The organism is Pseudomonas sp. NPDC087814, assembly GCF_044742865.1.
In the GTDB taxonomy this organism is placed as follows: Bacteria; Pseudomonadota; Gammaproteobacteria; order Pseudomonadales; family Pseudomonadaceae; genus Aquipseudomonas.
Window position 1 is genome coordinate 55,687 of the sequence record NZ_JBIUVK010000002.1, and the last position, 21,541, is coordinate 77,227.

Consider the following 21,541-nt stretch of genomic DNA (forward strand, 5'->3'; position numbering starts at 1 on the left):
TTAGCCCATCATGTCTTTGACCATGCGTTCCTGGTCGATCAGTTCACGCTGGCGTGCGTCGATACGTGACGAAAGCGGGAAGTTGCTGCCGGCGCGACGCTTGGCGAAATCCAATTGCTGGATGGCCTGCTTGAAATCTCCCACCAGCGCGAAGTACTCGGCGCGGGCCTGGTGCAGGCCGATGATATTGCCCGACAAGCCACGGGTTTCCGCAACCTGGTACCAGACGTCCGGATCGTCCGGGCGAGACTTCAACAATCCTTCCAGGGCTTTTTCCGCGTCAGCGTTGCGGTTCTGCTTGAGCAGCAGATCCACACGAACCTGGTTCAGCGGATAGTTGCCTGGATATTGCGTCAACATTCGGTCCGTACGCTGCTGGGCATCCGGCAGGCGATTGTTGGTCATGTCCAGCTCGATCTGCGCCAGGTTGTAGGTGATGTCGTTGGGCGCCTTGGCCAGCAGCGGCTTGAGGTTTTCCCGGGCCAGGTTGAACTGGGCACCCTTGATCTGAGCGATGGCGAGGCCATAACGCGCGATATCGTTCTTCGGATTTTCATCCAGCTGGGCCTGGAAACGTTTGGCGGCCAGCCCCGGGGTGTCTTCGTAATACAGTTGCACTCGAGCACGGATCAGTTGATAGCGCAGGCTGTCCTCAATGCCACCCAGCTTGGCTTGCTCCGCACGGTTGCGGGTGTCGGCGATCCGCGATTCGGTTACCGGGTGAGTCAGCAGGAATTCAGGCGGCTTGGCATCGAAACGGTACTGGCGCATCAAGCGCTCGAACATGGTTGGCATGGACCGTGGGTCGTAGCCGGCTTTCTCCAGGTTGAGAATGCCGATGCGGTCAGCCTCTTGCTCGTTTTGCCGGGAAAAGCGCCGTTGCTCCTGGATCGCGGCGGCCTGGCTGCCGGCGATCGCGGCAATGCCCGCATCGCCTGCGCCAGCGGCGGCAGCGATGATGCCGCCGAGCAGCGCAGCCATCATCGGGATCTGCATGCGCTGCTGTGCTTCCACGCCTCGTGCGAAGTGACGTTGGGACAAGTGAGCCAATTCGTGGGCCAGTACCGAGGCATATTCGCCTTCGGTCTGGGCGTTGAGGAACAGGCCGCCGTTGACCCCGACGATACCGCCCGGTGCGGCAAAGGCGTTCAACTGCGGGCTGTTGATCAGAATGAATTCCAGGCGCCGGTCATTGACCTGGCTGGTTTCCACCAGCTTATAAACGCTGGATTCGACGTAATCCTTGAGCTGCGGGTCGTTGAGTTGCGAGACCTGGCCACGCAGGTAGGCCAGCCATGCCCGACCCAGATCGTATTCCTGTTTTGGCGAGACAATGGCAGAACTGGCGTCGCCAAGTGACGGCAGGTCGTCGGCGAAGCCTGGAGAGGCAAGCAGGCAAGCCAGCGTCAGCAGGGTAGGGCGCAAAAAAGTCATGCACAAAGCCTTTCGACAAAGAGCTTACTGTAGCCGGACACTGAGCTTCGGACCAGATATTCTAAGCGCCCTCGACGCCCACCCGGAGTTAGACCATGACCGACGCTGTAGCCTTCGATGCCGAACTGGATGCCAGTGGCCTTAACTGCCCGCTGCCCTTGCTCAAGGCCAAGCTGGAGCTCAATCGGCTGGCCAGCGGCGCGGTGCTCAAGGTGATCGCCACGGACGCTGGCTCCCAGCGGGACTTTCGTACGTTTGCCAAGCTGGCCGGCCACACCCTGCTGCATGAAGAAGACGAAGCGGGCGTCTATCGTTACTGGTTGCGCAAGGCCTGAATCGCTTGAATATGCTGTCCTTATCGCCTGAGGTTTATTGATGTTCAAAGTGTTACGTGACTGGATTCAGCGCTACTTCTCCGACGAAGAAGCCGTGGTGCTGGCCGTCCTGCTGTTTCTTGCCTTTACGGCCGTGCTCACTTTGGGCGGCATGCTGGCGCCGGTACTGGCGGGGATGGTGCTGGCATACCTGATGCAAGGCCTGGTCTCCATCCTGGAGCGTCTGCGCTTGCCGGGTGGGGCAGCGGTGGGTCTGGTGTTTGCCTTGTTCATGGGGCTGTTGCTGGTATTTATCGTGATCGTGGTGCCTTTGCTGTGGCACCAGTTGATCACCTTGTTCAACGAGCTACCGGGCATGCTCGCCAAGTGGCAGTCATTGCTGCTGCTGTTGCCTGAGCGCTATCCGCACCTGGTGTCGGACGAGCAGGTCCTGCAGGCCATTGAGGTGGCTCGCGGCGAAATCGGAAAGTTCGGACAATGGGCGCTGACCTTTTCCCTTTCGAGCTTGCCGCTGCTGGTCAACATCATGATCTACCTGGTACTGGTGCCGATCCTGGTGTTTTTCTTCCTCAAGGACCGCGAGATGATCGGTCGCTGGGTGCGTGGCTATCTGCCCCGTGAGCGTGCGCTGATTACCCGCGTCGCCGAGGAAATGAACCGGCAGATTGCCAACTACATCCGCGGCAAGGTTATCGAGATTTTTATCTGCGGTGGCGTCACTTACATCGGTTTTGTCGCGCTGGGGCTTAACTACGCTGCCCTGTTGGCGCTGCTGGTGGGTGTTTCAGTGGTGGTGCCATACGTTGGCGCGGTGGTGGTGACGGTGCCGGTGATGTTGATCGCGCTGTTCCAGTGGGGCTGGAGTGATCAATTCATCTACCTGATGGCGGTGTACGGCATCATCCAGGTGTTGGACGGCAACGTGCTGGTGCCGCTGCTGTTCTCCGAAGCGGTGAACCTGCATCCGGTGGCGATCATCTGTGCGGTATTGTTGTTTGGCGGGTTGTGGGGCTTCTGGGGGGTGTTCTTTGCGATTCCCCTGGCGACGCTGTTCAAGGCGGTGCTGGATGCCTGGCCTCGGCAGGAGCCGGTGGTGGCGCCGTTACTCTGATATTTGTGGTGCCGGTGCAGGCCTCATCGCGGGCAAGCCCGGCTCCCACATTGACTGAGTTGTCCTGTCGAACAATGATCACAGGTGGGAGCTGGCTTGGCTGCGATAGCTATTTCAAAGCCAGCAGGTGAATCAAGCCTGGTTCAGCGCCTGTGCCGCTTCGAGCACTGCATCCACATGGCCTGGCACTTTCACACCGCGCCATTCCTGGCGCAGTACGCCATTCTTGTCGATCAGGAAGGTGCTGCGATCAACACCCAGGTATTCCTTGCCATACAGCTTCTTCAGCTTGATCACATCAAACAGCTGGCAAACCGCTTCGTCCTTGTCGCTGATCAGCTCAAAGGGGAATTCCTGCTTTGCCTTGAAGTTCTCGTGGGACTTCACGCTGTCCCGGGACACGCCAAACACCTCGGTGTTGGCCGCCTTGAACGCAGCATGCTGGTCACGGAAGCCCTGGCCTTCAGTGGTGCAGCCCGGGGTGCTGTCTTTCGGGTAGAAGTAGATCACCACTTGCTTGCCCTTGAGCCCGGCGAGGCTGAAGGTTTGCCCGCTGGTGGCCTGGGCTTCGAAGTCGGCTACCGGTTGGTCGATCACTACAGACATGAAGACTTCCTTACATAGGGTTCTGTGGGCGCCAAGGCTCGATCAGTGCGTCGAGGTTCAGGGCATCGGCGAAATCCAGGAACTGGTCGCGCAGCCAACTGATCTGCACGCCGGCCGGCAAGGTCACGGTAAAGGTGGCGTTGAGCATGGTGCCGCCGGTCTGCGGAGCCTGATAGGTGTCGCAGGTCAGGTTTTCCAGCTCGACGTTGTGGTCGATAAAGAACTGGCACAGCTCGTTGACGATGTCCGAGCGGTAGGCCGAACTGACATAGGCCACGTAGGGCAGGGCCTGTGGACGGTTCTCCAGAGCGGCGCTGCGCACCACGTTGACCGTGAAGTCATGCTTCTTCGCCAAACCCGGTAAACCGGTTTCAAGGCGGGCCAGGGCATCCCAGGTCCCGGAAATCTGCAGGACCAGCGCACTGCACTCGCCATGGCGGGTCAGGCGGGAGGTCACGACGGCGCAGCGGTTTTCATGGCTGGCGCGGCACAGGACGTTAGTCAGCTCCATGGGGTTGGCGCCGAGGGCACTGATGACAAGGAATTGTTCGCGGACTGTGGGGGTGGACATGCAGCCTTCCTAAAGCGATGAGCGGTCGATACGATGCAAGCGGTATCAATCAAAGGATGAAGGGTAGCGAAAACCATCGCCAAGGGCTAGGAGGTGGCGTTTTCATTACGTAATCAGCTTCATCAAACCCCGCTTTGGCAGAATGATGGCGCTGCCGCGAACTAAGTTGATCCAGAACGCATCCTCAGGCGGTACTTCGCTTGTACAAGCATCTTGGCGCCAGTACCATTACCGCTCTCTTTTTCCGGCAGGAGCGGTTGCATGATTGCGGGCAGTATGGTGGCACTGGTCACACCCATGGATGCACAAGGTAATCTCGACTGGGACAGCCTGGGCAAACTGGTGGACTTCCACCTGCAAGAGGGCACCAACGCCATCGTGGCGGTCGGCACCACAGGTGAATCGGCCACACTGGATGTGGAAGAACACATCGAAGTGATCGAGTTCGTGGTCAAGCGCGTTGCAGGGCGCATTGCTGTCATCGCCGGCACGGGCGCCAATTCGACCCGCGAAGCGATCGAATTGACCAGCAACGCCAAGAAAGCCGGCGCCGATGCCTGCCTGCTGGTGACGCCGTACTACAACAAGCCGACCCAGGAAGGCCTGTACCTGCACTTCCGCGCCGTTGCCGAAGCGGTCGATATCCCGCAGATCCTCTACAACGTACCCGGTCGCACCGCCTGCGACATGAAGGCCGAGACCGTGATCCGCCTGTCCACCGTACCGAACATCATCGGTATCAAGGAAGCCACCGGTGACCTGCAGCGCGCCAAGGACATCCTGGCCGGCGTCAGCAGCGACTTCCTGGTGTACTCCGGTGATGACGCCACGGCGGTCGAGCTGATCCTGCTGGGCGGCAAAGGCAACATCTCGGTGACTGCCAACGTTGCACCGCGCGCCATGAGCGAGCTGTGTGCCGCGGCCATCGCCGGTGATGCGGTCAAGGCCCGGGCGATCCACGAACAACTGGCACCGCTCAACAAAACCCTGTTTATCGAATCCAACCCTATCCCCGTGAAATGGGCGCTGCATGAGATGGGCCTGATGCCGGACGGTATCCGTCTGCCGCTCACCTGGCTCAGCGAAGCCTGTCACGAACCGCTGCGACAGGCCCTGCGCCAGTCCGGCGTCCTGGTTTAATTGAGGAAGCACTACGCATGAAGCGATTGGCCGGACTTTCCGCACTTGCCTTGATTATCTCCAGCACCAGTGGCTGCGGTTGGATCTGGGGCCCGGAAGGCTACTTCCGCGACCGCGGTAGCGATTACCTGGAAGCCCAACAAACTGCCCCGATGAAATTGCCGCCGGACGTCAATGTCGCCAAGCGCCTTGACCCGTTGCTGCCGATTCCGCGCAACGTGGCCGACGACACCGTCAAGGGTGAATACGAAGTGCCGCGTCCACAGCCGTTGTCGGCCGTGGCCGACGCCAGCGACTACAGCCTGCAGAAGAGCGGCGATACCCGTTGGGTCATGGCACAGCGCCCACCTGCCGAAGTCTGGCCGGTGGCGGTCCAGTTCTTCCAGGACAACGGTTTCCGCATTGACGAACAACGCCCGCAGACCGGTGAGTTCACCACCGCGTGGCAGCACACCAGCGAACTGTCGGCATCCATGGCCAAGCGCCTGCAGGCCGGTGGTGTAGCCAATGACAGCGAAGCCCGCATCCGCGTGCGTATCGAGCCAGGCGTGCAACGCAACACCAGTGAAGTCTACGTAGTCAGCGCCGAGCGTCCTGCCGGCAGCACCGCCAACGTCGACTTCACGCCACGTTCGGTCAACACCGGCGTGGACGCTGCCCTGGTCGACGAAATGCTCGCCAGCATGAGCCGTATTTCCGAGAAGGGCGGCTCCGTCTCCCTGCTCGCCGCCGGTAGCTTTGACACACCTAGCCGCGTCAGCCTCAGCGAAGACGGCAGCGGCAACGTGGTGCTCAACCTGGGTGAAGACCTGGACCGCGCCTGGTCGAGTGTCGGCCGCGCGCTGGAGCACGGCGAATGGCGCGTTGAAGACATCAACCGCAGCCTGGGCCTGTACTACATCAACCTGGCCGAAAAAGCCGAGAAGAAAGACGACGAGCCAGGTTTCTTCAGCAAGTTGTTCGGCAGCAAGCCGACCAAGGAAGAGATCGAGACCCGCGCCGAGCGTTACCAGGTTCGTTTGAGCAAGGTAGGCGAAAGCGTGCAAGTCACCGTCGAGAAAAACATCAACACCGTGGCGCCGGCAGAAGTGGCGCGCAAAGTGTTGGGCGTGATTCAGGACAACCTGGGCTGATCCGATGCGTTTTGCCGTTCTCGGCAGCGGTAGCCAAGGGAACGGCACGCTTGTAGCCCACGACGACACGTACGTCCTGGTGGATTGTGGTTTCTCCCTGCGGGAAACCGAGCGGCGCCTGCTGCGCCTGGGGGTTCACCCCGCGCAGCTGAGCGCGATTCTGGTGACCCACGAACATGCCGACCACGTGCATGGCGTGGGTTTGCTGTCTCGGCGCTACAATCTTCCGGTGTACCTGAGTCGCGGCACCTTGCGCGGGATGCGCAAACCGATTGAACCCGCAGGTTTGCTGGCCGGTGGCGAACAATTGCAGATCGGTGCCTTGAGCATCGATGTGATTGAAGTGGCCCACGATGCCCAGGAACCGACGCAATACGTATTCAGCGACGGTGAACGGCGTTTTGGCCTGCTCACCGACCTGGGTTCGTACTGCGCCAAGGTGCTGGACGGTTATCGCGACCTCGACGCATTGATGATCGAGTCCAACCACTGCCGTGACCTGCTTGCGCGTGGCCACTACCCGGCCTTTCTCAAGCAGCGGGTCGGCGGGCAGTTTGGACATTTGAATAACCACCAGGCGGCGTACCTGGTGTATGAGTTGGGCTGGCAAGACCTGCAACACCTGGTCCTGGCCCACCTGAGCAGCAAGAACAACCTGCCGCAGCTGGCCCGGCAATGTTTTGTCGACACCCTTGGGTGCGACCCGGACTGGCTGCAACTGGCCGATCAAGATTCAGGGCTCGACTGGCGACACATCGCCTAGCCCACCTACTTAGCAAGCGGAGCCCATCATGGAAAAACGTGAAGAACTCTACCGCGGCAAAGCCAAATCGGTTTACAAGACCGACGACGCCAACCGCTTGATCCTGCTGTTTCGTAACGACACCTCGGCGTTCGACGGCAAGCGCATCGAACAGCTCGACCGCAAAGGCATGGTGAACAACAAGTTCAACGCCTTCATCATGCAGAAACTCGAAGCGGCCGGCATTCCGACCCAATTCGACAAACTGCTGGGCGACAACGAATGCCTGGTGAAAAAACTCGACATGATCCCGGTCGAGTGCGTCGTGCGTAACTATGCGGCCGGCAGCCTGGTGAAGCGTTTGGGCGTGGAGGAGGGCCTCAAGCTCAACCCTTACACCTTCGAACTGTTCCTGAAAGACGACGCCAAGGGTGACCCGTTCATCAACGAATCCCACGTGGTGGCATTTGGTTGGGGCACGGCTGAACAACTGGCGCGCATGAAAGAACTGTCGCTGAAGGTCAACGACGTCCTGAGCAAACTGTTCGACGACGCCGGCCTGCTGCTGGTGGACTTCAAACTGGAATTCGGTGTGTTCCACGACGGCTCCATCGTCCTGGGCGACGAATTCAGCCCGGACGGCTGCCGCCTGTGGGACAAAGACACCCGCAAGAAGATGGACAAAGACCGCTTCCGCCAGGGCCTCGGTGATGTCATCGAAGCCTACGAAGAAGTCGCCAACCGTCTAGGCGTACCGCTGTAATCGACGCAAGCATCTGATAGCACGGAAAAAAATCGCTTTGGCGCTTTGCTTCCAGGAAACAGGCTGTTATGATGCGCGCCGTTGGAGAGATGCCAGAGTGGCCGAATGGGACGGATTCGAAATCCGTTGTACCTTCACCGGTACCTAGGGTTCGAATCCCTATCTCTCCGCCATTATTGAAAAATGAAAAACCCCCGATAACTTCAATGTTGTCGGGGGTTTTTTGCTTTCAGTCAGAAACTGCATAATGAATTCTGCTACGGTCTTCGTTAATTGGCGCTTCGGACATCGGTCATGAATTTTAAAAAAGTACTGGCGCATTTGCAGGCTGAAGTTCCCGAGCTATTGGCTGTGTATGTGTTCGGTAGCCAAGTGACGGGTGAGGCAGGTAGTGAGAGTGATCTGGATGTTGCGGTCCTTTCTGCGGGAGTGGTCGAGCCTTTATTGCTATGGCAGCTTTCTGGGGAGTTGGCCGATATCGTTGGAGTTCCCGTCGACTTGCTTGATTTGCGCGCAGCCTCAACGGTAATGCAATACCAAGTATTGACCACTGGGCGTCGGCTCTGGTCCGGGAACGTCCAGGCGGGTCTATTCGAGAGCTACGTCCTGAGCGAAAAAACCGCGCTGGACACGGCAAGGGCTGAATTGTTGGCGGATATCCAGAAGGAAGGGAAAGTTTATGGTCGATGATGTTCTCATCAATAAAGCAGCCAGTATTGAGCGTTGCGTTGCGCGCGCCCGTCAGGAATACGATAAGGATCCCACCAGCTTCACCACCGATTTCACGCGCCAGGATGCGGCGATTTTGAATATTCAGCGTGCCTGTGAGGCAGCGCTGGACATGGGCCAGCACTTGATTCGTCGTGAGCGCCTGGGTGTTCCACAAGGAGCTCGTGACGTGTTTGAGTTGTTATGTCAGGGCGGTTGGGTCAATCCTGCGTTGCTGACCAACCTGAAGAACATGGTCGGGTTCCGTAACATTGCTGTTCACGAGTACCAGACGCTTCAATTGCCGATTACTGTAGCGATCATTACAAAACACCTGGATGAGTTTCTAGCATTTAGTTCGCATATTTTGACCAAGGATGCGGGGTTGGAAAATAAACAAGTCTAATCTGTAAATTTTCCATCCCTCTGAATAAGTTTTCCTGCTGCGGTGTTCACCACACAGACCACTCAGGAAACGCCCATGAACAATCCCGCCGACCGCTACGACCGCCTGACCCGCACCTTCCACTGGCTGACCGCCGCCCTGGTGATCTTCATGTTCGCCAGCGCCCACGTCTGGGAAAACCTGGAAAAAGGCACGCCACTGCGCAAGGGCCTGCAATCGGTCCATATCTCCCTGGGCATCGCCATGGCGGTGCTGATCGCTGCACGTATCCTCTGGCGTGTGTTCGGCGGCAATCACCCAAAGGCCGACAATCACCCTGCGCTTAACGTGGCCGCCAAAATCGCCCACGGCTGTCTATACCTGTTGTTACTGACGCAGGTGACCCTGGGCTTCCTGTTCCGCTGGGCCCAGGGCGAGCCCTTCAACTTTTTCGGACTGTTCCCGGTGCCAGCGCCTTTTGTGATCGATCACGAATTGCGAGGCACTCTGGGTGGCCTGCACAACAATGTCGCCTGGGCGATCATCGTACTCGCCGGGCTGCATGCCTGCGCCGCGCTGTGGCATCACTACATCCAGCGCGACAGCACGTTGCGCCGCATGCTGCCGGCCCCTCGTGGCGATCTTCCCTACTGAGTTTGCTGCTGTACTTTCCCTATCGTTACGGAGCATGAATGCCATGAAGAATCGTCCCGAGCACGCCGTTGGTTACCGCACCGCTTTGTTCTTTGGCGCCTGTATGGCCGCCGCGCTATTGGCCGGCCAGGCCCATGCCTCCGGTGACGAATCGGCGCCGCCCAAGCCCAACTGCCCCAAAGGCCAGGTCTGGGATACCAAGACCGGCAAGTGCGTGCTGCAAACCAGCAAGGCCACGTCGGACGCCGACCGCACCGACTACGCCTATCGCCTGGCCAAGGACGGGCGTTATGAAGAAGCCTTGTCACTGCTCGACACCCTGCACAACCCGAACACCGCCAAGGCCCTGAACTACCGCGGCTACGCCACCCGCAAACTGGGGCGCACCGATGAAGGCATCAGCTACTACCTGAAGTCCGTGGCACTGGACCCCAACTACGCACAAGTCCGTGAGTACCTGGGGGAAGCCTACGTCATCAAGGGCCGTGTGGACCTGGCCCAGGAGCAACTGGTGAAGATCAAGGCGTTGTGCAGCACCACCTGCGAAGAGTACGAAGACCTGGCTGAAGCCATCGCCGCCGCGCCTCAGGCTTGAAGCTGTGAGCGAACAGCGGGGAGAGCGCCATCACCACAGACGCTGAGTTGCGCCGAGAGTTGAGCCAGCTGTTGCCACGTTTATGGCGATACGGGCTGGTGCTGTCGCGACAAAAGCATGTGGCTGATGACCTGGTGCAAGCCACCTGCGTGCGGGCGTTGGAGCGTGCAGGCCAGTTCGTGGCTGGCACGCGGCTGGACCGCTGGTTGCTGACGATCATGCATTCGATCTGGCTTAACGAATTGCGCGCCCAGCGAGTACGGCAAGGGCAGGGGTTTGTCGACGCCGAGCAGGCGTTGTCGTTCGACGGTGAAGCCCTGGCTCAGGACCAGGTCCTGGCCGCACAGGTGATCAAGCGCGTCAATGCATTGCCCGAAGCGCAGCGGGAGACTGTTTTTCTGGCCTACGTCGAAGGCCTCTCATACAAGGAAATTGCCGAAGTCCTGCATATTCCCGTAGGAACGGTGATGAGCCGGTTGGCCGCTGCGCGCATGAAGCTGGCTGAAACTGCGCACTCAAGCGGCTTGTTGGATAAATCGAGCGGAGAACGACGATGACTCAAAATACACCACCGTCGGATGAACTGCTGGTGGCTTACCTGGACGGTGAGTTAGACCCTCAGCAGCGTCAGCTTATCGATAACCTGCTGGGGATCGATCCTGCCGTGACGGCCCGCTTGGAGCTGCTCAAGCGCGGCCACTTGCCGTTCAAATCAGCCTTCGATTCGGTTCTCGATCAAGCCCCTACAGAGCGTTTGCAGGTGATGCTCGATGCCTTGCCGCCGGCACAAACACCCACCCTGAGTCGACGCAAATTTCTCGCGGTAGCAGCAAGCTTTGCGGTGGCCGGTGTGGTCGCTGATCGCTTGTTCATGACCTGGCCCCGGCCTGAGCCCGGTTCGGGCTGGCGTGCCTCGGTTGCCGAATACATGGCGCTGTATACGCCCCAGACCCTGGAAAACCTCAGCGCCGATCCCGACTCCCATATCGCCCAGCTGAGTTCGGTCGGGACCCAGCTCGGCCTGCCGTTGGACCCGGATGCAGTACACCTGCCTGGCGCCGAATTTCGACGCGCACAAATCCTCGATTATGACGGCGTACTGATCGGCCAACTGACCTACCTCGACGCGCGCCACGGCCCGCTGGCGCTGTGCATTACGGCGGCGAAAAAAGGTGCGGTGGCCATGGCCACCGAACAGCGCCGGGGCATGAACGTGGTGTTTTGGTCCAGCCCGTCCCATGCGTTCATGTTGATTGGCAGAAACCCGTTCGAGGATTTGCAGATCATGGCGCGCAGTGCCGAGAAGGCTTTGTCGGCATAGCGTCAATGAGACGATGAGGGCGTCTGCAACGCCCGCCACCGAGCCGGCGTCGTCCCCTCCCAGGAACGAAACGCACGATAAAACGAGTTGGTATCTTCATAGCCCACCAGGCACGCGATCTCGTCTATCTCAATTGACGGCTCGGTGAGCAGATGCCGCACCACTTCCTGGCGGGTTTCCAGCATCAGTTGCCGAAAACTGGTGCCGGCCTCGGTAATGCGCCGTTGCAACGTGCGTTCGCTCATGCCCAGCTCCCGCGCTACCTCGACCATCTCGGGGCGGCCACTGGCCAGGAAGCGCTTGAGGGTGATCTTGACCTGATGGCTGATGCTGGCCGGTGTCGAGGCCTCGGCAAGCGCTGCCACCAGGCCCGGGTTCAGCATTTCGAGCATTTGCGGGTTGTACCCCGGAAAAGGTCGGTCCAGATCGGCGGCGTCCAGTATCAGCGCGTTGCGCCCGGCACCAAAACGCACGGAGCAACCGAAAAACTCGGCCAGTGCACGGCTGCCATCGTCCGGGCGAACCAGTTCGACCTGCAGGGGAGTGATCTGCGTCCGTGCTCCCCGTCGCCCCAATTCAACAAACGTCGCAAACGCCGCATCCACCAGCAGCGCAGGCGGTAATTCTGGCGTGTGCAACCAGTCGATGGTCACCGTACAGGTACGGCCATCCTCGCAAACCTGCAGGCGCTCGGGTGTGCACAATTGCTTGAAGCGGGCGAGGCGGTGTAGGCCATCGCGATAATCCCGGGCGATAAAAGCGGCAAAGCTGGAGGGTGGAAGCGCGGTGATATCCAGCCGCGTCACCAGTAATATCCCGACAGCCGGATCAGGATTAAGTATGCGCACCGCCTCCCACAAGCGAAAGAACTCCAGCGTCGTCACCTGCCGCCGGTCTCGCCGCTCGCGGATATGCAGGGTCATGGGCAAGCGTGCCTGACGCAACACCACCGACGGCTCCAGCCCGACGCTCTGCAGCGCCAGCCAGAACACATCCGGTATGTTGAAACGGGGTTGGGTCACGTCAGGCATGCGGCACCTTTTTCAAAAGCGTGAGATTAATCCGAGGCTGACACGCTGAGGTCATGCCACTTTTTATCCGACTCGGCCAAGTCTGCCGCTGCCCGGGCGGCGTATTGCACGGCATCGCTGCCGATCAGCAAGCGTAGCGGGGCGTCTTTGTTCAGTGCCAGCTCCATCACGATTTCGGCAACCCGGTCCGGACCCGTCGGCAGGATGCCGGGGGAGTTGAGCAATTCAACCAGGGCGCCGACCGTTTGTTGGTAGGGCTCACTGATGGCCGGAATCGTCATGGAACTGCCCGACCAGTCCGTGCGCATGCCGCCCGGCTCCAGCACGGTCACCTGGATGCCCAGTGGCGTGACTTCCTGTGCCAGTACTGTGGAAAATCCACCGACTGCCCATTTCGCACTCTGATAAGCGGCCAGGCCGGCCATGCCGATGCGGCCACCCAACGACGATACCTGGAAGATATGCCCACGGCCCTGGGCGCGCAGCACCGGCACCACCGCCTTGCTCACGTGCACCACACCATAGAAGTTGGTGCTGATCTGCGCGGAAAAATCCTCCAGCGTCACATCTTCCACCGACGCCAGGTCACCGTAGCCGGCGTTATTGACCACCACATCCAGGCGACCAAAATGTTTCACCGCGGCATCCACAGCTTCCAGCACCTGCTGGTTATTGGTCACGTCCAGCGTGACCGGATAAATCGCCTCGCCGTATTCGGCCACCAAGTCATCCAACTGCTTGGGATTGCGCGCGGTGGCAACCACACGATCACCGGCGCGCAGGGCGGCTACGGTAATCGAGCGGCCGAGGCCGCGGGAACTGCCGGTGATAAACCATATCCTGGACATTCGAACACCTCTTCGTTTGAGACTGCGGGAGTAACCTGTGAACGAATGATGGTCGACCGGCTTCTCTCATACACTAGCAAGAGGCCGCCAAGTGACTTGCATATCACGCCATTTATTCTGCGGCCAACCGTGCCGACAGGCTTTCGATAAACACCGTCTCCGCCCGGCTCATCTTCTGCTCACGGTTCCACAGCAGGTGGATATCCACGTCGGTAATCCCTTCGTCTGGCGGCAAGCGCCAGAGCAACCCATGCTTCACATCCTCGGCCACCACATGAATCGGCAGGCAGCCCAGGCCAAACCCGGCAATCACCAACCGCCGCACTTCCTCCAGGCTGGAGGACGACGCCACGATGCGCCCGCTGAAGCCCTGCTGGTCGCGAAAGATCGTCAACGGCGAGAGCATTCCGCCGATCTGGTCGCTGGTGAAACTCACGAAGTTCTCCGACTGCAAATCTCCCTCCGCCAGCCCGGTGCGTCCGAACAACGGGTGATGCCGCCCGCAAAAAAATGCATAACGCTGACGCAGGAACAGGTGCTGCTCCAGCCGTGGTTGCGGCCGGCGATTGAGGCTCAGGCCCAGCGTCGCGGTTTTCTCCAGCAGGGCGGCGACGATGTCAGAGCTGCGCATCACCTCAACGTCCAGGTCGACCCGGGGATGCTGGCGATGGAAGTCCGCCAGGAAGTCATCAAAGGTGTCCGAACTGATCCGACTGATCATCAGCAACCGCACCTTGCCGATCACCTCGTCACCGGGCTTTTGCAGGGCGTTGCTCATCTGCGAGACCTGGCCATACATCTCGCCGGCGATCGCGAAGATCTGCTCGCCGGCTTCGGTCAGCACGAAGCGCGGGCCGCGCCGGGCGATCAACTGGCAGTCGAGCTGTTCTTCCAGGCGCTTGAGCGCCTGGCTGATGGCCGGCTGGGTGAGGTGCAGGCGGGCGGCGGCGCGACTGATGCTCAGCTCCTGGCCGATCACCCGGAAGGTGCGCAACAGGTTCCAGTCCAGACGGTCATTGAGCAGCGGATGAACATCGCGGCGATTTTCAGGCATGTCGACAGCTCGATAATAAGAAGGATTTATAATCGGAATAATAAATAGAAAATTGACTAATCATAGGGCCGAGACGAAAAATCACCCTCAACCAGCGCCATCAGAGCGCGTGCGCCAGTCCTTTCTCCTGCCAAAAAAATAACCAAAGGAGCCAGCCCCATGAAGCCTTCCGCTTCGCCGCAGCCGCGCCGTGCCGCGGCCGCCGCTTTCATCGGCACCATGATCGAGTGGTACGACTTTTACATTTACGCCACCGCCGCCGCGCTGGTGTTCGGTCAATTGTTCTTCCCTTCCGACGACAAACTGTTCAGCACCATGGCCGCGTTCGGCACCTTTGCCGTGGGCTTTTTCGCCCGGCCATTGGGCGGCATTGTGTTTGGGCATATCGGTGACCGTATCGGTCGCAAGAAATCCCTGGTGATCACCTTGGTGATGATGGGCGTGGTCACCGTATGTATCGGCCTGTTGCCGACCTATGCGCAGATCGGCGTCGCGGCGCCGGTGTTGCTGGTGCTGCTGCGCATCGTGCAGGGCATCGCCGTTGGCGGCGAGTGGGGCGGGGCGGTGCTGATGGCCGGCGAACATGCACCCAAAGGCCGTCGCAATTTCTTTGCCTCCTTTGCACAGTTGGGCAGCCCGGCGGGTTTGATCCTGTCGTTGCTGGCCTTCAGTGCGGTAACCCGTTTGCCGGAGGCCGACCTGCTCAGTTGGGGCTGGCGCGTGCCGTTCCTGGCCAGTGCCTTGTTGTTGATCGTCGGTCTGGCAATCCGCCTGGGCGTCAACGAATCGCCTGAGTTCCTGGAAGACAAAGCCAAGGCAGAAAAGGCCCGGGCCATCACCCAGGATCAGGCCCCGGTCATCGAAGTGCTGAAAACGGCCTGGCGCCCGCTGCTGCTGTGCATCGGTGCCAACACCCTGGGGATTGCCGGGGTGTATTTCACCAACACCTTCATGATTGCCTACACCACCCAGCAACTTAACCTGCCGCGCTCGTTGATTCTGGAATGCCTGTTTGTCGTGGCCATCATCCAGTTCTGTGTCCAGCCGCTGGCGGCCTGGGTGGCGGAGAAGGTCGGTGCCACACGCTTTCTGTGTGCGATGAGCGTGCTTGCGATGGCCTCGCCTTATCCGATGTTCGTGCTTGTCAGCAGCGGCCAGGCGCTATTGATCATCATCGGCATCGCCCTGGCCGTGGTGTGCATGGCCTCGTTTTATGCGGTGATTGCAGGCTTCGTCAGCGGCTTGTTCGAAACCCGCGTGCGCTACACCGCCATCTCCCTGGCCTATCAAGTGTGCGGCGCGCTGGCCGGTGGCCTCACGCCGTTGATCGGCACCTGGCTGGCCCATGAATACCAGGGCCAGTGGTGGCCGATGGCAGTGTTCTACAGCGCGATCGCGGCGGTTTCGCTGCTGTGCGTACTCGCGTTGTCCCGTCGTCACGCCACCGCCCACCGTCTTGAAATGGCTTGAAGCGTTTGATTGGAGAATGTGTATGTTGAAGATTAATGGCGAGCGCCTGTGGGCCAGCCTGATGGCCATGGCCGAAATCGGCGCCACGGCCCGCGGTGGCAGTTGCCGCCTGGCCTTGAGCGCCGAAGACCAGGCGGGCCGCGCACTGTTCAGCCGCTGGTGTGAAGATGCCGGGCTGACCCTGAGCGTCGACGCCATCGGCAACCTGTTCGCCCGCCGCGCCGGCACGGACAATGAAGCGGCCCCGGTAATGATGGGCAGCCACCTCGACACCCAGCCGGAAGGCGGGCGCTTTGATGGCGTCTATGGTGTGCTGGCCGGACTGGAAGTGATCCGCAGCCTCGACGACCACGGCATCAAGACCCGCAAACCGCTGGAAATCGCGGTGTGGACCAACGAGGAGGGCGCCCGGTTTACTCCGGCCATGCTCGGCTCGGCGGTGTTCACTGGCACCTTGGCGTTGGATAACGCGCTGGCCACCCGGGATGTCGCCGGTGTCAGCGTGGCGGATGCGTTGCGCAGCACCGGCTACAACGGCGAGCGCCCCTTGGGTGGCGCGGTGGATGCGTATTTTGAAGCGCACATCGAGCAAGGTCCTATTCTGGAAGACAACGCCAAGAGCATTGGCGTGGTCACCGGTGGGCAGGCGATTCGCTGGCTCGACGTGCGCGTGGAAGGCATGGCCGCCCATGCCGGGACCACGCCGATGCCACTGCGCAAGGACGCCTTGTACGGCGCCGCGCAGATGATCCAGTCGCTGGAAAACCTGGCGGCTGATTTTGCGCCTGAGGGCCTCACGACCGTGGGTGAATTGAGCATCGCCAAGTCGTCGCGCAACACCATTCCCGGCTTGCTGAATTTTACCGTCGACCTGCGCCATCACCGCGACGCCGACATAGAAGCCATGGAGCAACAGGTGCGCACCCGCTTGCAGGATATCGCTGCCCAACGTGGTCTGAGCGTCACCGTCAGCCCGCACTGGATCAGCCCGGCGACACCGTTTGATGCCGAGTGTGTCGCCTGTGTGCAGTCCGCCGTGGATGCGTTGGGTTATGCCCAGCAATCGATTGTCAGCGGTGCTGGCCATGACGCCATCCACCTGGCGCGGTTCTGCCCGACGGCGATGGTGTTCATTCCGTGCGTGGGAGGCTTGAGTCATAACGAAGCCGAAGATGTGCTGCCCGAGGACGTTCGCCAGGGTACCGATGTATTGCTCAATGCCGTGTTGAAACGTGCCGGCCAGGCTAATTAACGAAACATTTCTGCAAGGTTGAACACGATCAAAATGTAGGAGCTGGCTTGCCTGCGATAGCGGTGGTTCAGGCAACAAATTTGTATCTGAGCCACCGCAATCGCAGGCAAGCCAGCTCCTACAGGTCCGGTGTTCAACCGCAGATGTGTGCCCATCAGGAGAAATCCCATGCGTACTTATTTCCACCCCGAACAACTCCTGCACCATCCTCGCAGCTACTACTCCCGTGGCCAGATGCGTACCCCGCAGGAAGTTCCGGAGCGCGCCCGCAATCTGCTGCTGGCCGCGCAAAACCTGGGCTTCGACATCCAGCAACCCCACGACCACGGCCTTGATCCACTGCTGGCTGTGCACGGTGCGGCCTACCTGGCCTTCCTCCAGGAAGCCCACCAGCGCTGGAAAGAAATCCCCGAAGACTGGGGCGACGAAGTCATGTCCAACATCTTCGTGCGCGAGCCCAACGCCCTGCGCGGCATCCTTGCCCAGGCGGCGCGCTACCTCGCCGACGGCAGTTGCCCGATTGGCGAACTCACCTGGCGCTCGGCCTATTGGTCCGCCCAAAGCGCCGTCGCTGCCGCCCGGGACATCCTCGACGGCGCACCCGCGGCCTACGCGCTATGCCGCCCGCCAGGCCACCACGCGCGTTTTGATGCAGCCGGTGGGTTCTGCTATATCAACAACGCGGCGGTTGCGGCGCAGGCGTTGCGCGCTGGCTTCGAGCGCGTCGCCGTACTCGACACCGACATGCACCACGGGCAAGGCATCCAGGAGATTTTCTACGAGCGTGATGACGTGCTGTACGTGTCGATTCACGGCGACCCGACCAACTTCTATCCGGGTGTTGCAGGCTTTGCCGAAGAGCGCGGCGCTGCTGCGGGTGAAGGCTTCAACCTCAACCTGCCGATGGCGCATGGCGCGAGTGAGGCGGTGTTTTTCCAAAAGCTGGAACTGGCATTGAAGGCAGTGAAGGACTTCTCGGCGGACGTGCTGGTGTTGTCGCTGGGGTTCGATATCTACGAGCTGGATCCGCAAAGCAAAGTGGCGGTGACACGGGAAGGATTTGCGCGGCTGGGGGAGTGCATTCGTGGATTGGGGTTGCCGTGTGTGATCGTGCAGGAGGGCGGGTATCACCTGGAAACGCTGGACAGTAATGCTCAGGCGTTTTTTGCAAGTGCGCAGGCGTGGTCGATGTAACCCGCTGAATAAAGCGCCCCGGACTGCCTTGGAAATACATTCAAGGCGCGTCCGACCCGTGGGCCTTTTACGTCGATAATTTATATCTCTTAACTTCTGGTCGATACCCCTAAAGTCCCGTCCTGACTGGCCGAAACTCTGTCATACGATGTCGTATGCCCATAATGAGAACAATCGCCATGTCGCTCCGCAGCCTGTCCATCGCCCGCCGTGCGGGTCTCGGTTTTGCCTTGATTGCCTTGCTCCTGGCGCTGTTGGGGTTCTTTGCGCTCTCGAACATGGCAAGCATCCGCGAAAGCGCCGTGCAGGTTGAAAGTGGCCTGGTGCCGAAGATGCGCCTGGTCTCGGACATTCGCGAAATCATGCTGCGTATCCGCACCATTTCCCTACGCATGGCCCTTGATCCCAATCCCGCGAGCCTCTCGCAATACCGTAGCCAGATGGACACCCGCAGCCAGGATCTGGCAAAGAAACTGGCCGACCTGAGTGCGGTGCTTGATACACCTGAGGTACGCAATCTCTACGACCAGTTTCAGGTCTCCCTGCGGCAATACCAGCAAGGCCTCACCCAGTCGTTCATCCTTGCCGACAAGCAGCAGACCGCCGAGCTGAACAAGTTGCTGCTGGTGGACATGAAGACCGTGGTCGACGGTTCCGGCAATCAGCTCAATGCCCTGGCCGACTATTACAACGCCCAGATAAACCTGCAGGGCCAGACGGCCGAGTTGCAGTACAGCCGCTCGCGCACGATGGTCTTCGGCTTCGTGCTGCTGGCCGCGTTGAGCACCGTGGCCCTGGCCTGGTTGCTGACGCGTAGCATTGTCGGCCCGCTCAGCCACGCGGTGCGCGCCGCAGAAAACGTCGCCCAAGGCGACCTGACGCAAACCGTTGAAGTGACCGGCGATGACGAAGTGACGCGCCTGCTGGTGGCGTTGCAGACCATGCAAGGCAGCCTGCGCAGTACCTTGCAGCTGATTCGCCAGTCGGCCGGGCAGATGGCCGCGTCGGCCACCGACCTCAACGGCATCACCGACCAGAGCAGCCGCAGCCTGCAAAAGCAGACCGCTGAAATCGAGCAAGCCGCCACCGCGGTCAACGAGATGACCTCGGCCGCCGATGAGGTGGCACGTAATGCAGTCTCCACTTCCGAATCCACCCGGCTCTCTAATGAAACGGCCCGCGATGGCCAGCAGCGCGTCGGCGAGACGGTCAGCGCGATTCAGGCGTTGAGTACCAACATCGGTGAAACCTCGAGCCTGGTGCAAAACCTCGCCGATCAATCGCGGGACATCGGCAGGGTGCTCGATGTGATTCGCTCCATCGCCGAGCAGACCAACCTGTTGGCCCTGAACGCCGCCATCGAGGCGGCGCGTGCCGGTGAGTCCGGGCGTGGCTTTGCCGTGGTGGCCGACGAAGTGCGTGCGCTGGCCCATCGCACCCAGCAATCGACCCTGGAAATCGACCAGATGGTCACCGCGATGCGCAGTGGCTCCAGCGAGGCACTGACCTCAATGCAATCGAGCACCCAGCGGGCCAGCGAAACCTTGATCCTGGCCGAAGGCGCCGGTGGAGCCTTGAGCCAGATCACCGACTCCATCGACCAGATTCACCAGCGCAACCTGGTCATCGCCAGCGCCGCCGAGGAGCAGGCGCAGGTGGCCAAGGAAGTGGATCGCAACATCGTCAATATTCGTGACCTGTCTGCGCAGTCGTCTTCGGGAGCGGGGCAGATCAACGGGTCGAGCCAAGAGCTGGCGCGCTTGGCCGTGTCGCTCAATGAGGCGGTGGCGCGGTTTCAGCTGTAACCGGGTCTAGTCGTGCCACGGATGGCACCAGCTCCAGGATCCGGTCACGACCCCCTTCGGCCACCAGGTACGTTCCCTTCGTCGTACGCACAATCGACTGTGGCGCCTTCAGGAAAGACAGAATCGTCTGCTGGCGTCCTTGCTTGTCGATCAACAACAAACGCGCGCGGTGGGTGGAATCCTCGTTGATCCATAACCCGCGTTCATCGCACATCAGGAAGGTGGGTTTGTTCAATTGGCTCAGTACCACCGGGTCGCTACCGTCGATGGTCAGCTCTCGCACCACGCCCTTCTTCTTTTCTGTGTAGAGCATGCGCCCATCCGTGCAGCGAACAATCGACTCGCCTTCGCTGAGTTGGTCACGCACGACGCTCAAGGTCCTGTCGCTCCAGTGATAGCGCAGAATCCGCGCCCCGACCTTGCGGTCTTCGATGGCATACAGGTACTCGCCGTCGTCCCACAGCCCTTGCACGCTGTCTCCCCTGAACAGCTCAGTGACGACGCCGTCCTTGAGGAAACTGACCGGCGCGCCATCCACTTCCTGGCTGAACACCCAGCCGCCCTGAGTGGCGACCATGCCATCGGGCTTGGAGAGATTTCCTACCACCAGTTCGCGTTTTCCGTCGGGCAATATGCGCACGATACTACCAAGCCCATCGCTCAATTCCTGGCTCACCATCAGCGAACCGTCGGGCATCGGCATCAGTGATGCGGCCTTTGCTACGTCTCGGTGGACGACATGAACACTCCAGTCTTCGGCTGCACTGACCGGGTAGAAGCTTTGCCAGGCGAAGAAGCCCAAAGCTGCAAGGCAGAGCAAACTCAGGAGCCACAACCCCGCTCGAAGCGCTCGATAGAGAGGCGCAGGGCTGGAAGTCCTTTCTATTGTTTCATCCATTGATTGCGTTACCAGTCTGTATTCGTGAGTGGAAAAGATTGCCGCTGCGGTTGATTGTCGTCGTCATCCTGCAAGAGGCTCTAAGCAGGAATTTTCCCGCATAAAGAATTTCCTTTATACCCATGCATGAGTGGTGCGAGAAACATAAAGGGACCGCAGGCATACAGCGGGGATTTGGCAGGAGGCGAGTTGCACATAGGCAATTTCAGTGGGAGTGGAACTAGAGCCCATACAGTCATTCCGCACCATTCACGTTTGGTAGGTTGTGGTCGGGTGTTGGTGTGAGCATCTTTATCATCGGGAAGGGCTAGATGGATCCCTACGCATCCAGTAAGACAAATCAGCAGTGTTGTGCTGACAACTATTTTTCCCATGTTAGACCTGTGAGGTGGTACCTAAGAGCTGTCAGTATTGACGCTTTTCAGAAGTCTCGTTTCCAACCCACGCAAATTCCCTGCTGATATGTATGACCGCATATTTTCCGTAGGGTT

23 protein-coding genes, 1 tRNA gene and 1 pseudogene are annotated in these 21,541 nt (G+C 60.0%); 18 read left to right on the forward strand and 7 right to left on the reverse strand.

The window, feature by feature from the left end; translation table 11 throughout:
- Positions 1-1,434, reverse strand: a complete 1,434-nt coding sequence (locus ACIOMR_RS02265; protein WP_003211991.1) for a M48 family metalloprotease — start codon at positions 1,432-1,434, stop codon at positions 1-3.
- Between the two features lie 95 nt (positions 1,435-1,529).
- Between ACIOMR_RS02265 and ACIOMR_RS02270 the strand changes: the two genes are divergently transcribed.
- A complete protein-coding gene (locus tag ACIOMR_RS02270) occupies positions 1,530-1,769 on the forward strand; it encodes a sulfurtransferase TusA family protein (RefSeq protein WP_003211989.1) in 240 nt (79 codons plus the stop codon).
- Positions 1,770-1,809: 40 nt separating this feature from the next.
- The gene (locus ACIOMR_RS02275; RefSeq protein ID WP_003211986.1) at positions 1,810-2,880 is read left to right on the forward strand and encodes an AI-2E family transporter; all 1,071 of its coding nucleotides are present in this window, start codon (positions 1,810-1,812) and stop codon (positions 2,878-2,880) included.
- 132 nt (positions 2,881-3,012) lie between these two features.
- Here ACIOMR_RS02275 and ACIOMR_RS02280 read toward each other — a convergent pair whose 3' ends face one another.
- Both ACIOMR_RS02280 and ACIOMR_RS02285 read right to left on the reverse strand, forming a co-directional pair.
- A complete protein-coding gene (locus ACIOMR_RS02280; protein WP_003211984.1) occupies positions 3,013-3,486 on the reverse strand; it encodes a peroxiredoxin in 474 nt (157 codons plus the stop codon).
- A gap of 10 nt (positions 3,487-3,496) precedes the next feature.
- Positions 3,497-4,057, reverse strand: coding sequence for a glycine cleavage system protein R (locus tag ACIOMR_RS02285; protein WP_003172487.1), 561 nt, complete (start codon positions 4,055-4,057; stop codon positions 3,497-3,499).
- Positions 4,058-4,318: 261 nt separating this feature from the next.
- On the opposite strand from ACIOMR_RS02285, the gene dapA reads away from it, so the two are divergent.
- The 11 genes from dapA (at position 4,319) to ACIOMR_RS02340 (ending at position 11,498) form a co-directional block, all read left to right on the forward strand.
- Positions 4,319-5,197 (forward strand): 4-hydroxy-tetrahydrodipicolinate synthase, encoded by an 879-nt coding sequence (gene dapA, locus ACIOMR_RS02290; RefSeq protein WP_003211981.1) that lies wholly within the window; start codon positions 4,319-4,321, stop codon positions 5,195-5,197.
- Between the two features lie 17 nt (positions 5,198-5,214).
- Entirely contained in the window at positions 5,215-6,330 is a 1,116-nt protein-coding gene (bamC, locus tag ACIOMR_RS02295) for an outer membrane protein assembly factor BamC (RefSeq protein ID WP_177019696.1), read from the forward strand.
- A 4-nt stretch (positions 6,331-6,334) separates the two neighbouring features.
- The gene (locus tag ACIOMR_RS02300) at positions 6,335-7,093 is read left to right on the forward strand and encodes an MBL fold metallo-hydrolase (RefSeq protein WP_003211977.1); all 759 of its coding nucleotides are present in this window, start codon (positions 6,335-6,337) and stop codon (positions 7,091-7,093) included.
- Positions 7,094-7,121: 28 nt separating this feature from the next.
- Complete coding sequence (gene purC / locus ACIOMR_RS02305) at positions 7,122-7,835, forward strand: phosphoribosylaminoimidazolesuccinocarboxamide synthase (protein ID WP_003211975.1); 714 nt, start codon at positions 7,122-7,124, stop codon at positions 7,833-7,835.
- A gap of 83 nt (positions 7,836-7,918) precedes the next feature.
- Positions 7,919-8,008, forward strand: a tRNA-Ser gene (locus ACIOMR_RS02310).
- A gap of 121 nt (positions 8,009-8,129) precedes the next feature.
- Positions 8,130-8,525: a type VII toxin-antitoxin system MntA family adenylyltransferase antitoxin gene (locus ACIOMR_RS02315; protein WP_087692601.1), complete on the forward strand. Its 396-nt coding sequence runs from the start codon at positions 8,130-8,132 to the stop codon at positions 8,523-8,525.
- Complete coding sequence (locus ACIOMR_RS02320) at positions 8,515-8,949, forward strand: type VII toxin-antitoxin system HepT family RNase toxin (protein WP_003211948.1); 435 nt, start codon at positions 8,515-8,517, stop codon at positions 8,947-8,949. The genes ACIOMR_RS02315 and ACIOMR_RS02320 overlap by 11 nt, the downstream gene beginning before the upstream one ends.
- 75 nt (positions 8,950-9,024) lie before the next feature.
- Positions 9,025-9,582 carry a cytochrome b gene (locus ACIOMR_RS02325; RefSeq protein ID WP_087692600.1) on the forward strand — a complete coding sequence of 186 codons (558 nt, stop codon included), beginning with the start codon at positions 9,025-9,027 and terminating at the stop codon, positions 9,580-9,582.
- 43 nt (positions 9,583-9,625) lie between these two features.
- Complete coding sequence (locus ACIOMR_RS02330; RefSeq protein WP_003211945.1) at positions 9,626-10,177, forward strand: tetratricopeptide repeat protein; 552 nt, start codon at positions 9,626-9,628, stop codon at positions 10,175-10,177.
- 59 nt (positions 10,178-10,236) lie between these two features.
- The gene (locus tag ACIOMR_RS02335; RefSeq protein ID WP_003211943.1) at positions 10,237-10,734 is read left to right on the forward strand and encodes an RNA polymerase sigma factor; all 498 of its coding nucleotides are present in this window, start codon (positions 10,237-10,239) and stop codon (positions 10,732-10,734) included.
- On the forward strand, positions 10,731-11,498 hold the full coding sequence (locus ACIOMR_RS02340) for an anti-sigma factor family protein (RefSeq protein WP_401191973.1): 768 nt from the start codon (positions 10,731-10,733) through the stop codon (positions 11,496-11,498). The genes ACIOMR_RS02335 and ACIOMR_RS02340 overlap by 4 nt, the downstream gene beginning before the upstream one ends.
- Positions 11,499-11,500: 2 nt before the next feature.
- Here the strand turns inward: ACIOMR_RS02340 and ACIOMR_RS02345 are convergent, their stop codons facing one another.
- The 3 genes from ACIOMR_RS02345 to ACIOMR_RS02355 form a co-directional block, all read right to left on the reverse strand.
- Positions 11,501-12,529 carry an AraC family transcriptional regulator gene (locus tag ACIOMR_RS02345; protein ID WP_177035878.1) on the reverse strand — a complete coding sequence of 343 codons (1,029 nt, stop codon included), beginning with the start codon at positions 12,527-12,529 and terminating at the stop codon, positions 11,501-11,503.
- Positions 12,530-12,555: 26 nt separating this feature from the next.
- Positions 12,556-13,377, reverse strand: coding sequence for an SDR family NAD(P)-dependent oxidoreductase (locus ACIOMR_RS02350; RefSeq protein WP_177050421.1), 822 nt, complete (start codon positions 13,375-13,377; stop codon positions 12,556-12,558).
- Positions 13,378-13,489: 112 nt separating this feature from the next.
- Positions 13,490-14,431: a LysR family transcriptional regulator gene (locus ACIOMR_RS02355; RefSeq protein WP_401191978.1), complete on the reverse strand. Its 942-nt coding sequence runs from the start codon at positions 14,429-14,431 to the stop codon at positions 13,490-13,492.
- Between the two features lie 159 nt (positions 14,432-14,590).
- On the opposite strand from ACIOMR_RS02355, the gene ACIOMR_RS02360 reads away from it, so the two are divergent.
- The 5 genes and pseudogenes from ACIOMR_RS02360 to ACIOMR_RS02380 all read left to right on the forward strand — a co-directional run bounded on the left by ACIOMR_RS02360 (position 14,591) and on the right by ACIOMR_RS02380 (position 20,152).
- The gene (locus tag ACIOMR_RS02360; RefSeq protein ID WP_102604239.1) at positions 14,591-15,901 is read left to right on the forward strand and encodes an MFS transporter; all 1,311 of its coding nucleotides are present in this window, start codon (positions 14,591-14,593) and stop codon (positions 15,899-15,901) included.
- A gap of 22 nt (positions 15,902-15,923) precedes the next feature.
- Positions 15,924-17,153, forward strand: coding sequence for a Zn-dependent hydrolase (locus ACIOMR_RS02365; protein WP_401191981.1), 1,230 nt, complete (start codon positions 15,924-15,926; stop codon positions 17,151-17,153).
- Between the two features lie 168 nt (positions 17,154-17,321).
- Positions 17,322-18,347 carry a histone deacetylase family protein gene (locus ACIOMR_RS02370; protein ID WP_177019689.1) on the forward strand — a complete coding sequence of 342 codons (1,026 nt, stop codon included), beginning with the start codon at positions 17,322-17,324 and terminating at the stop codon, positions 18,345-18,347.
- Between the two features lie 179 nt (positions 18,348-18,526).
- A pseudogene (locus ACIOMR_RS02375) lies at positions 18,527-19,294 on the forward strand (MCP four helix bundle domain-containing protein); the annotation flags it as partial.
- 48 nt (positions 19,295-19,342) lie between these two features.
- Positions 19,343-20,152, forward strand: coding sequence for a methyl-accepting chemotaxis protein (locus ACIOMR_RS02380; RefSeq protein ID WP_401192205.1), 810 nt, complete (start codon positions 19,343-19,345; stop codon positions 20,150-20,152).
- Here the strand turns inward: ACIOMR_RS02380 and ACIOMR_RS02385 are convergent.
- Positions 20,121-20,972: a hypothetical protein gene (locus tag ACIOMR_RS02385; protein WP_401191984.1), complete on the reverse strand. Its 852-nt coding sequence runs from the start codon at positions 20,970-20,972 to the stop codon at positions 20,121-20,123. The two genes, ACIOMR_RS02380 and ACIOMR_RS02385, sit on opposite strands and share 32 nt — an antisense overlap.
- Positions 20,973-21,541 lie beyond the last annotated feature (569 nt).

Bases quoted from the DNA above. Each gene is read 5' to 3' on its own strand.
- ACIOMR_RS02265 (WP_003211991.1), bottom strand. From the start codon at position 1,434: ATGACTTTTTTGCGCCCTACCCTGCTGACGCTGGCTTGCCTGCTTGCC.
- ACIOMR_RS02270 (WP_003211989.1), top strand. From the start codon at position 1,530: ATGACCGACGCTGTAGCCTTCGATGCCGAACTGGATGCCAGTGGCCTT.
- ACIOMR_RS02275 (WP_003211986.1), top strand. From the start codon at position 1,810: ATGTTCAAAGTGTTACGTGACTGGATTCAGCGCTACTTCTCCGACGAA.
- ACIOMR_RS02280 (WP_003211984.1), bottom strand. From the start codon at position 3,486: ATGTCTGTAGTGATCGACCAACCGGTAGCCGACTTCGAAGCCCAGGCC.
- ACIOMR_RS02285 (WP_003172487.1), bottom strand. From the start codon at position 4,057: ATGTCCACCCCCACAGTCCGCGAACAATTCCTTGTCATCAGTGCCCTC.
- dapA (WP_003211981.1), top strand. From the start codon at position 4,319: ATGATTGCGGGCAGTATGGTGGCACTGGTCACACCCATGGATGCACAA.
- bamC (WP_177019696.1), top strand. From the start codon at position 5,215: ATGAAGCGATTGGCCGGACTTTCCGCACTTGCCTTGATTATCTCCAGC.
- ACIOMR_RS02300 (WP_003211977.1), top strand. From the start codon at position 6,335: ATGCGTTTTGCCGTTCTCGGCAGCGGTAGCCAAGGGAACGGCACGCTT.
- purC (WP_003211975.1), top strand. From the start codon at position 7,122: ATGGAAAAACGTGAAGAACTCTACCGCGGCAAAGCCAAATCGGTTTAC.
- ACIOMR_RS02315 (WP_087692601.1), top strand. From the start codon at position 8,130: ATGAATTTTAAAAAAGTACTGGCGCATTTGCAGGCTGAAGTTCCCGAG.
- ACIOMR_RS02320 (WP_003211948.1), top strand. From the start codon at position 8,515: ATGGTCGATGATGTTCTCATCAATAAAGCAGCCAGTATTGAGCGTTGC.
- ACIOMR_RS02325 (WP_087692600.1), top strand. From the start codon at position 9,025: ATGAACAATCCCGCCGACCGCTACGACCGCCTGACCCGCACCTTCCAC.
- ACIOMR_RS02330 (WP_003211945.1), top strand. From the start codon at position 9,626: ATGAAGAATCGTCCCGAGCACGCCGTTGGTTACCGCACCGCTTTGTTC.
- ACIOMR_RS02340 (WP_401191973.1), top strand. From the start codon at position 10,731: ATGACTCAAAATACACCACCGTCGGATGAACTGCTGGTGGCTTACCTG.
- ACIOMR_RS02345 (WP_177035878.1), bottom strand. From the start codon at position 12,529: ATGCCTGACGTGACCCAACCCCGTTTCAACATACCGGATGTGTTCTGG.
- ACIOMR_RS02350 (WP_177050421.1), bottom strand. From the start codon at position 13,377: ATGTCCAGGATATGGTTTATCACCGGCAGTTCCCGCGGCCTCGGCCGC.
- ACIOMR_RS02355 (WP_401191978.1), bottom strand. From the start codon at position 14,431: ATGCCTGAAAATCGCCGCGATGTTCATCCGCTGCTCAATGACCGTCTG.
- ACIOMR_RS02360 (WP_102604239.1), top strand. From the start codon at position 14,591: ATGAAGCCTTCCGCTTCGCCGCAGCCGCGCCGTGCCGCGGCCGCCGCT.
- ACIOMR_RS02365 (WP_401191981.1), top strand. From the start codon at position 15,924: ATGTTGAAGATTAATGGCGAGCGCCTGTGGGCCAGCCTGATGGCCATG.
- ACIOMR_RS02370 (WP_177019689.1), top strand. From the start codon at position 17,322: ATGCGTACTTATTTCCACCCCGAACAACTCCTGCACCATCCTCGCAGC.
- ACIOMR_RS02380 (WP_401192205.1), top strand. From the start codon at position 19,343: ATGGCCGCGTCGGCCACCGACCTCAACGGCATCACCGACCAGAGCAGC.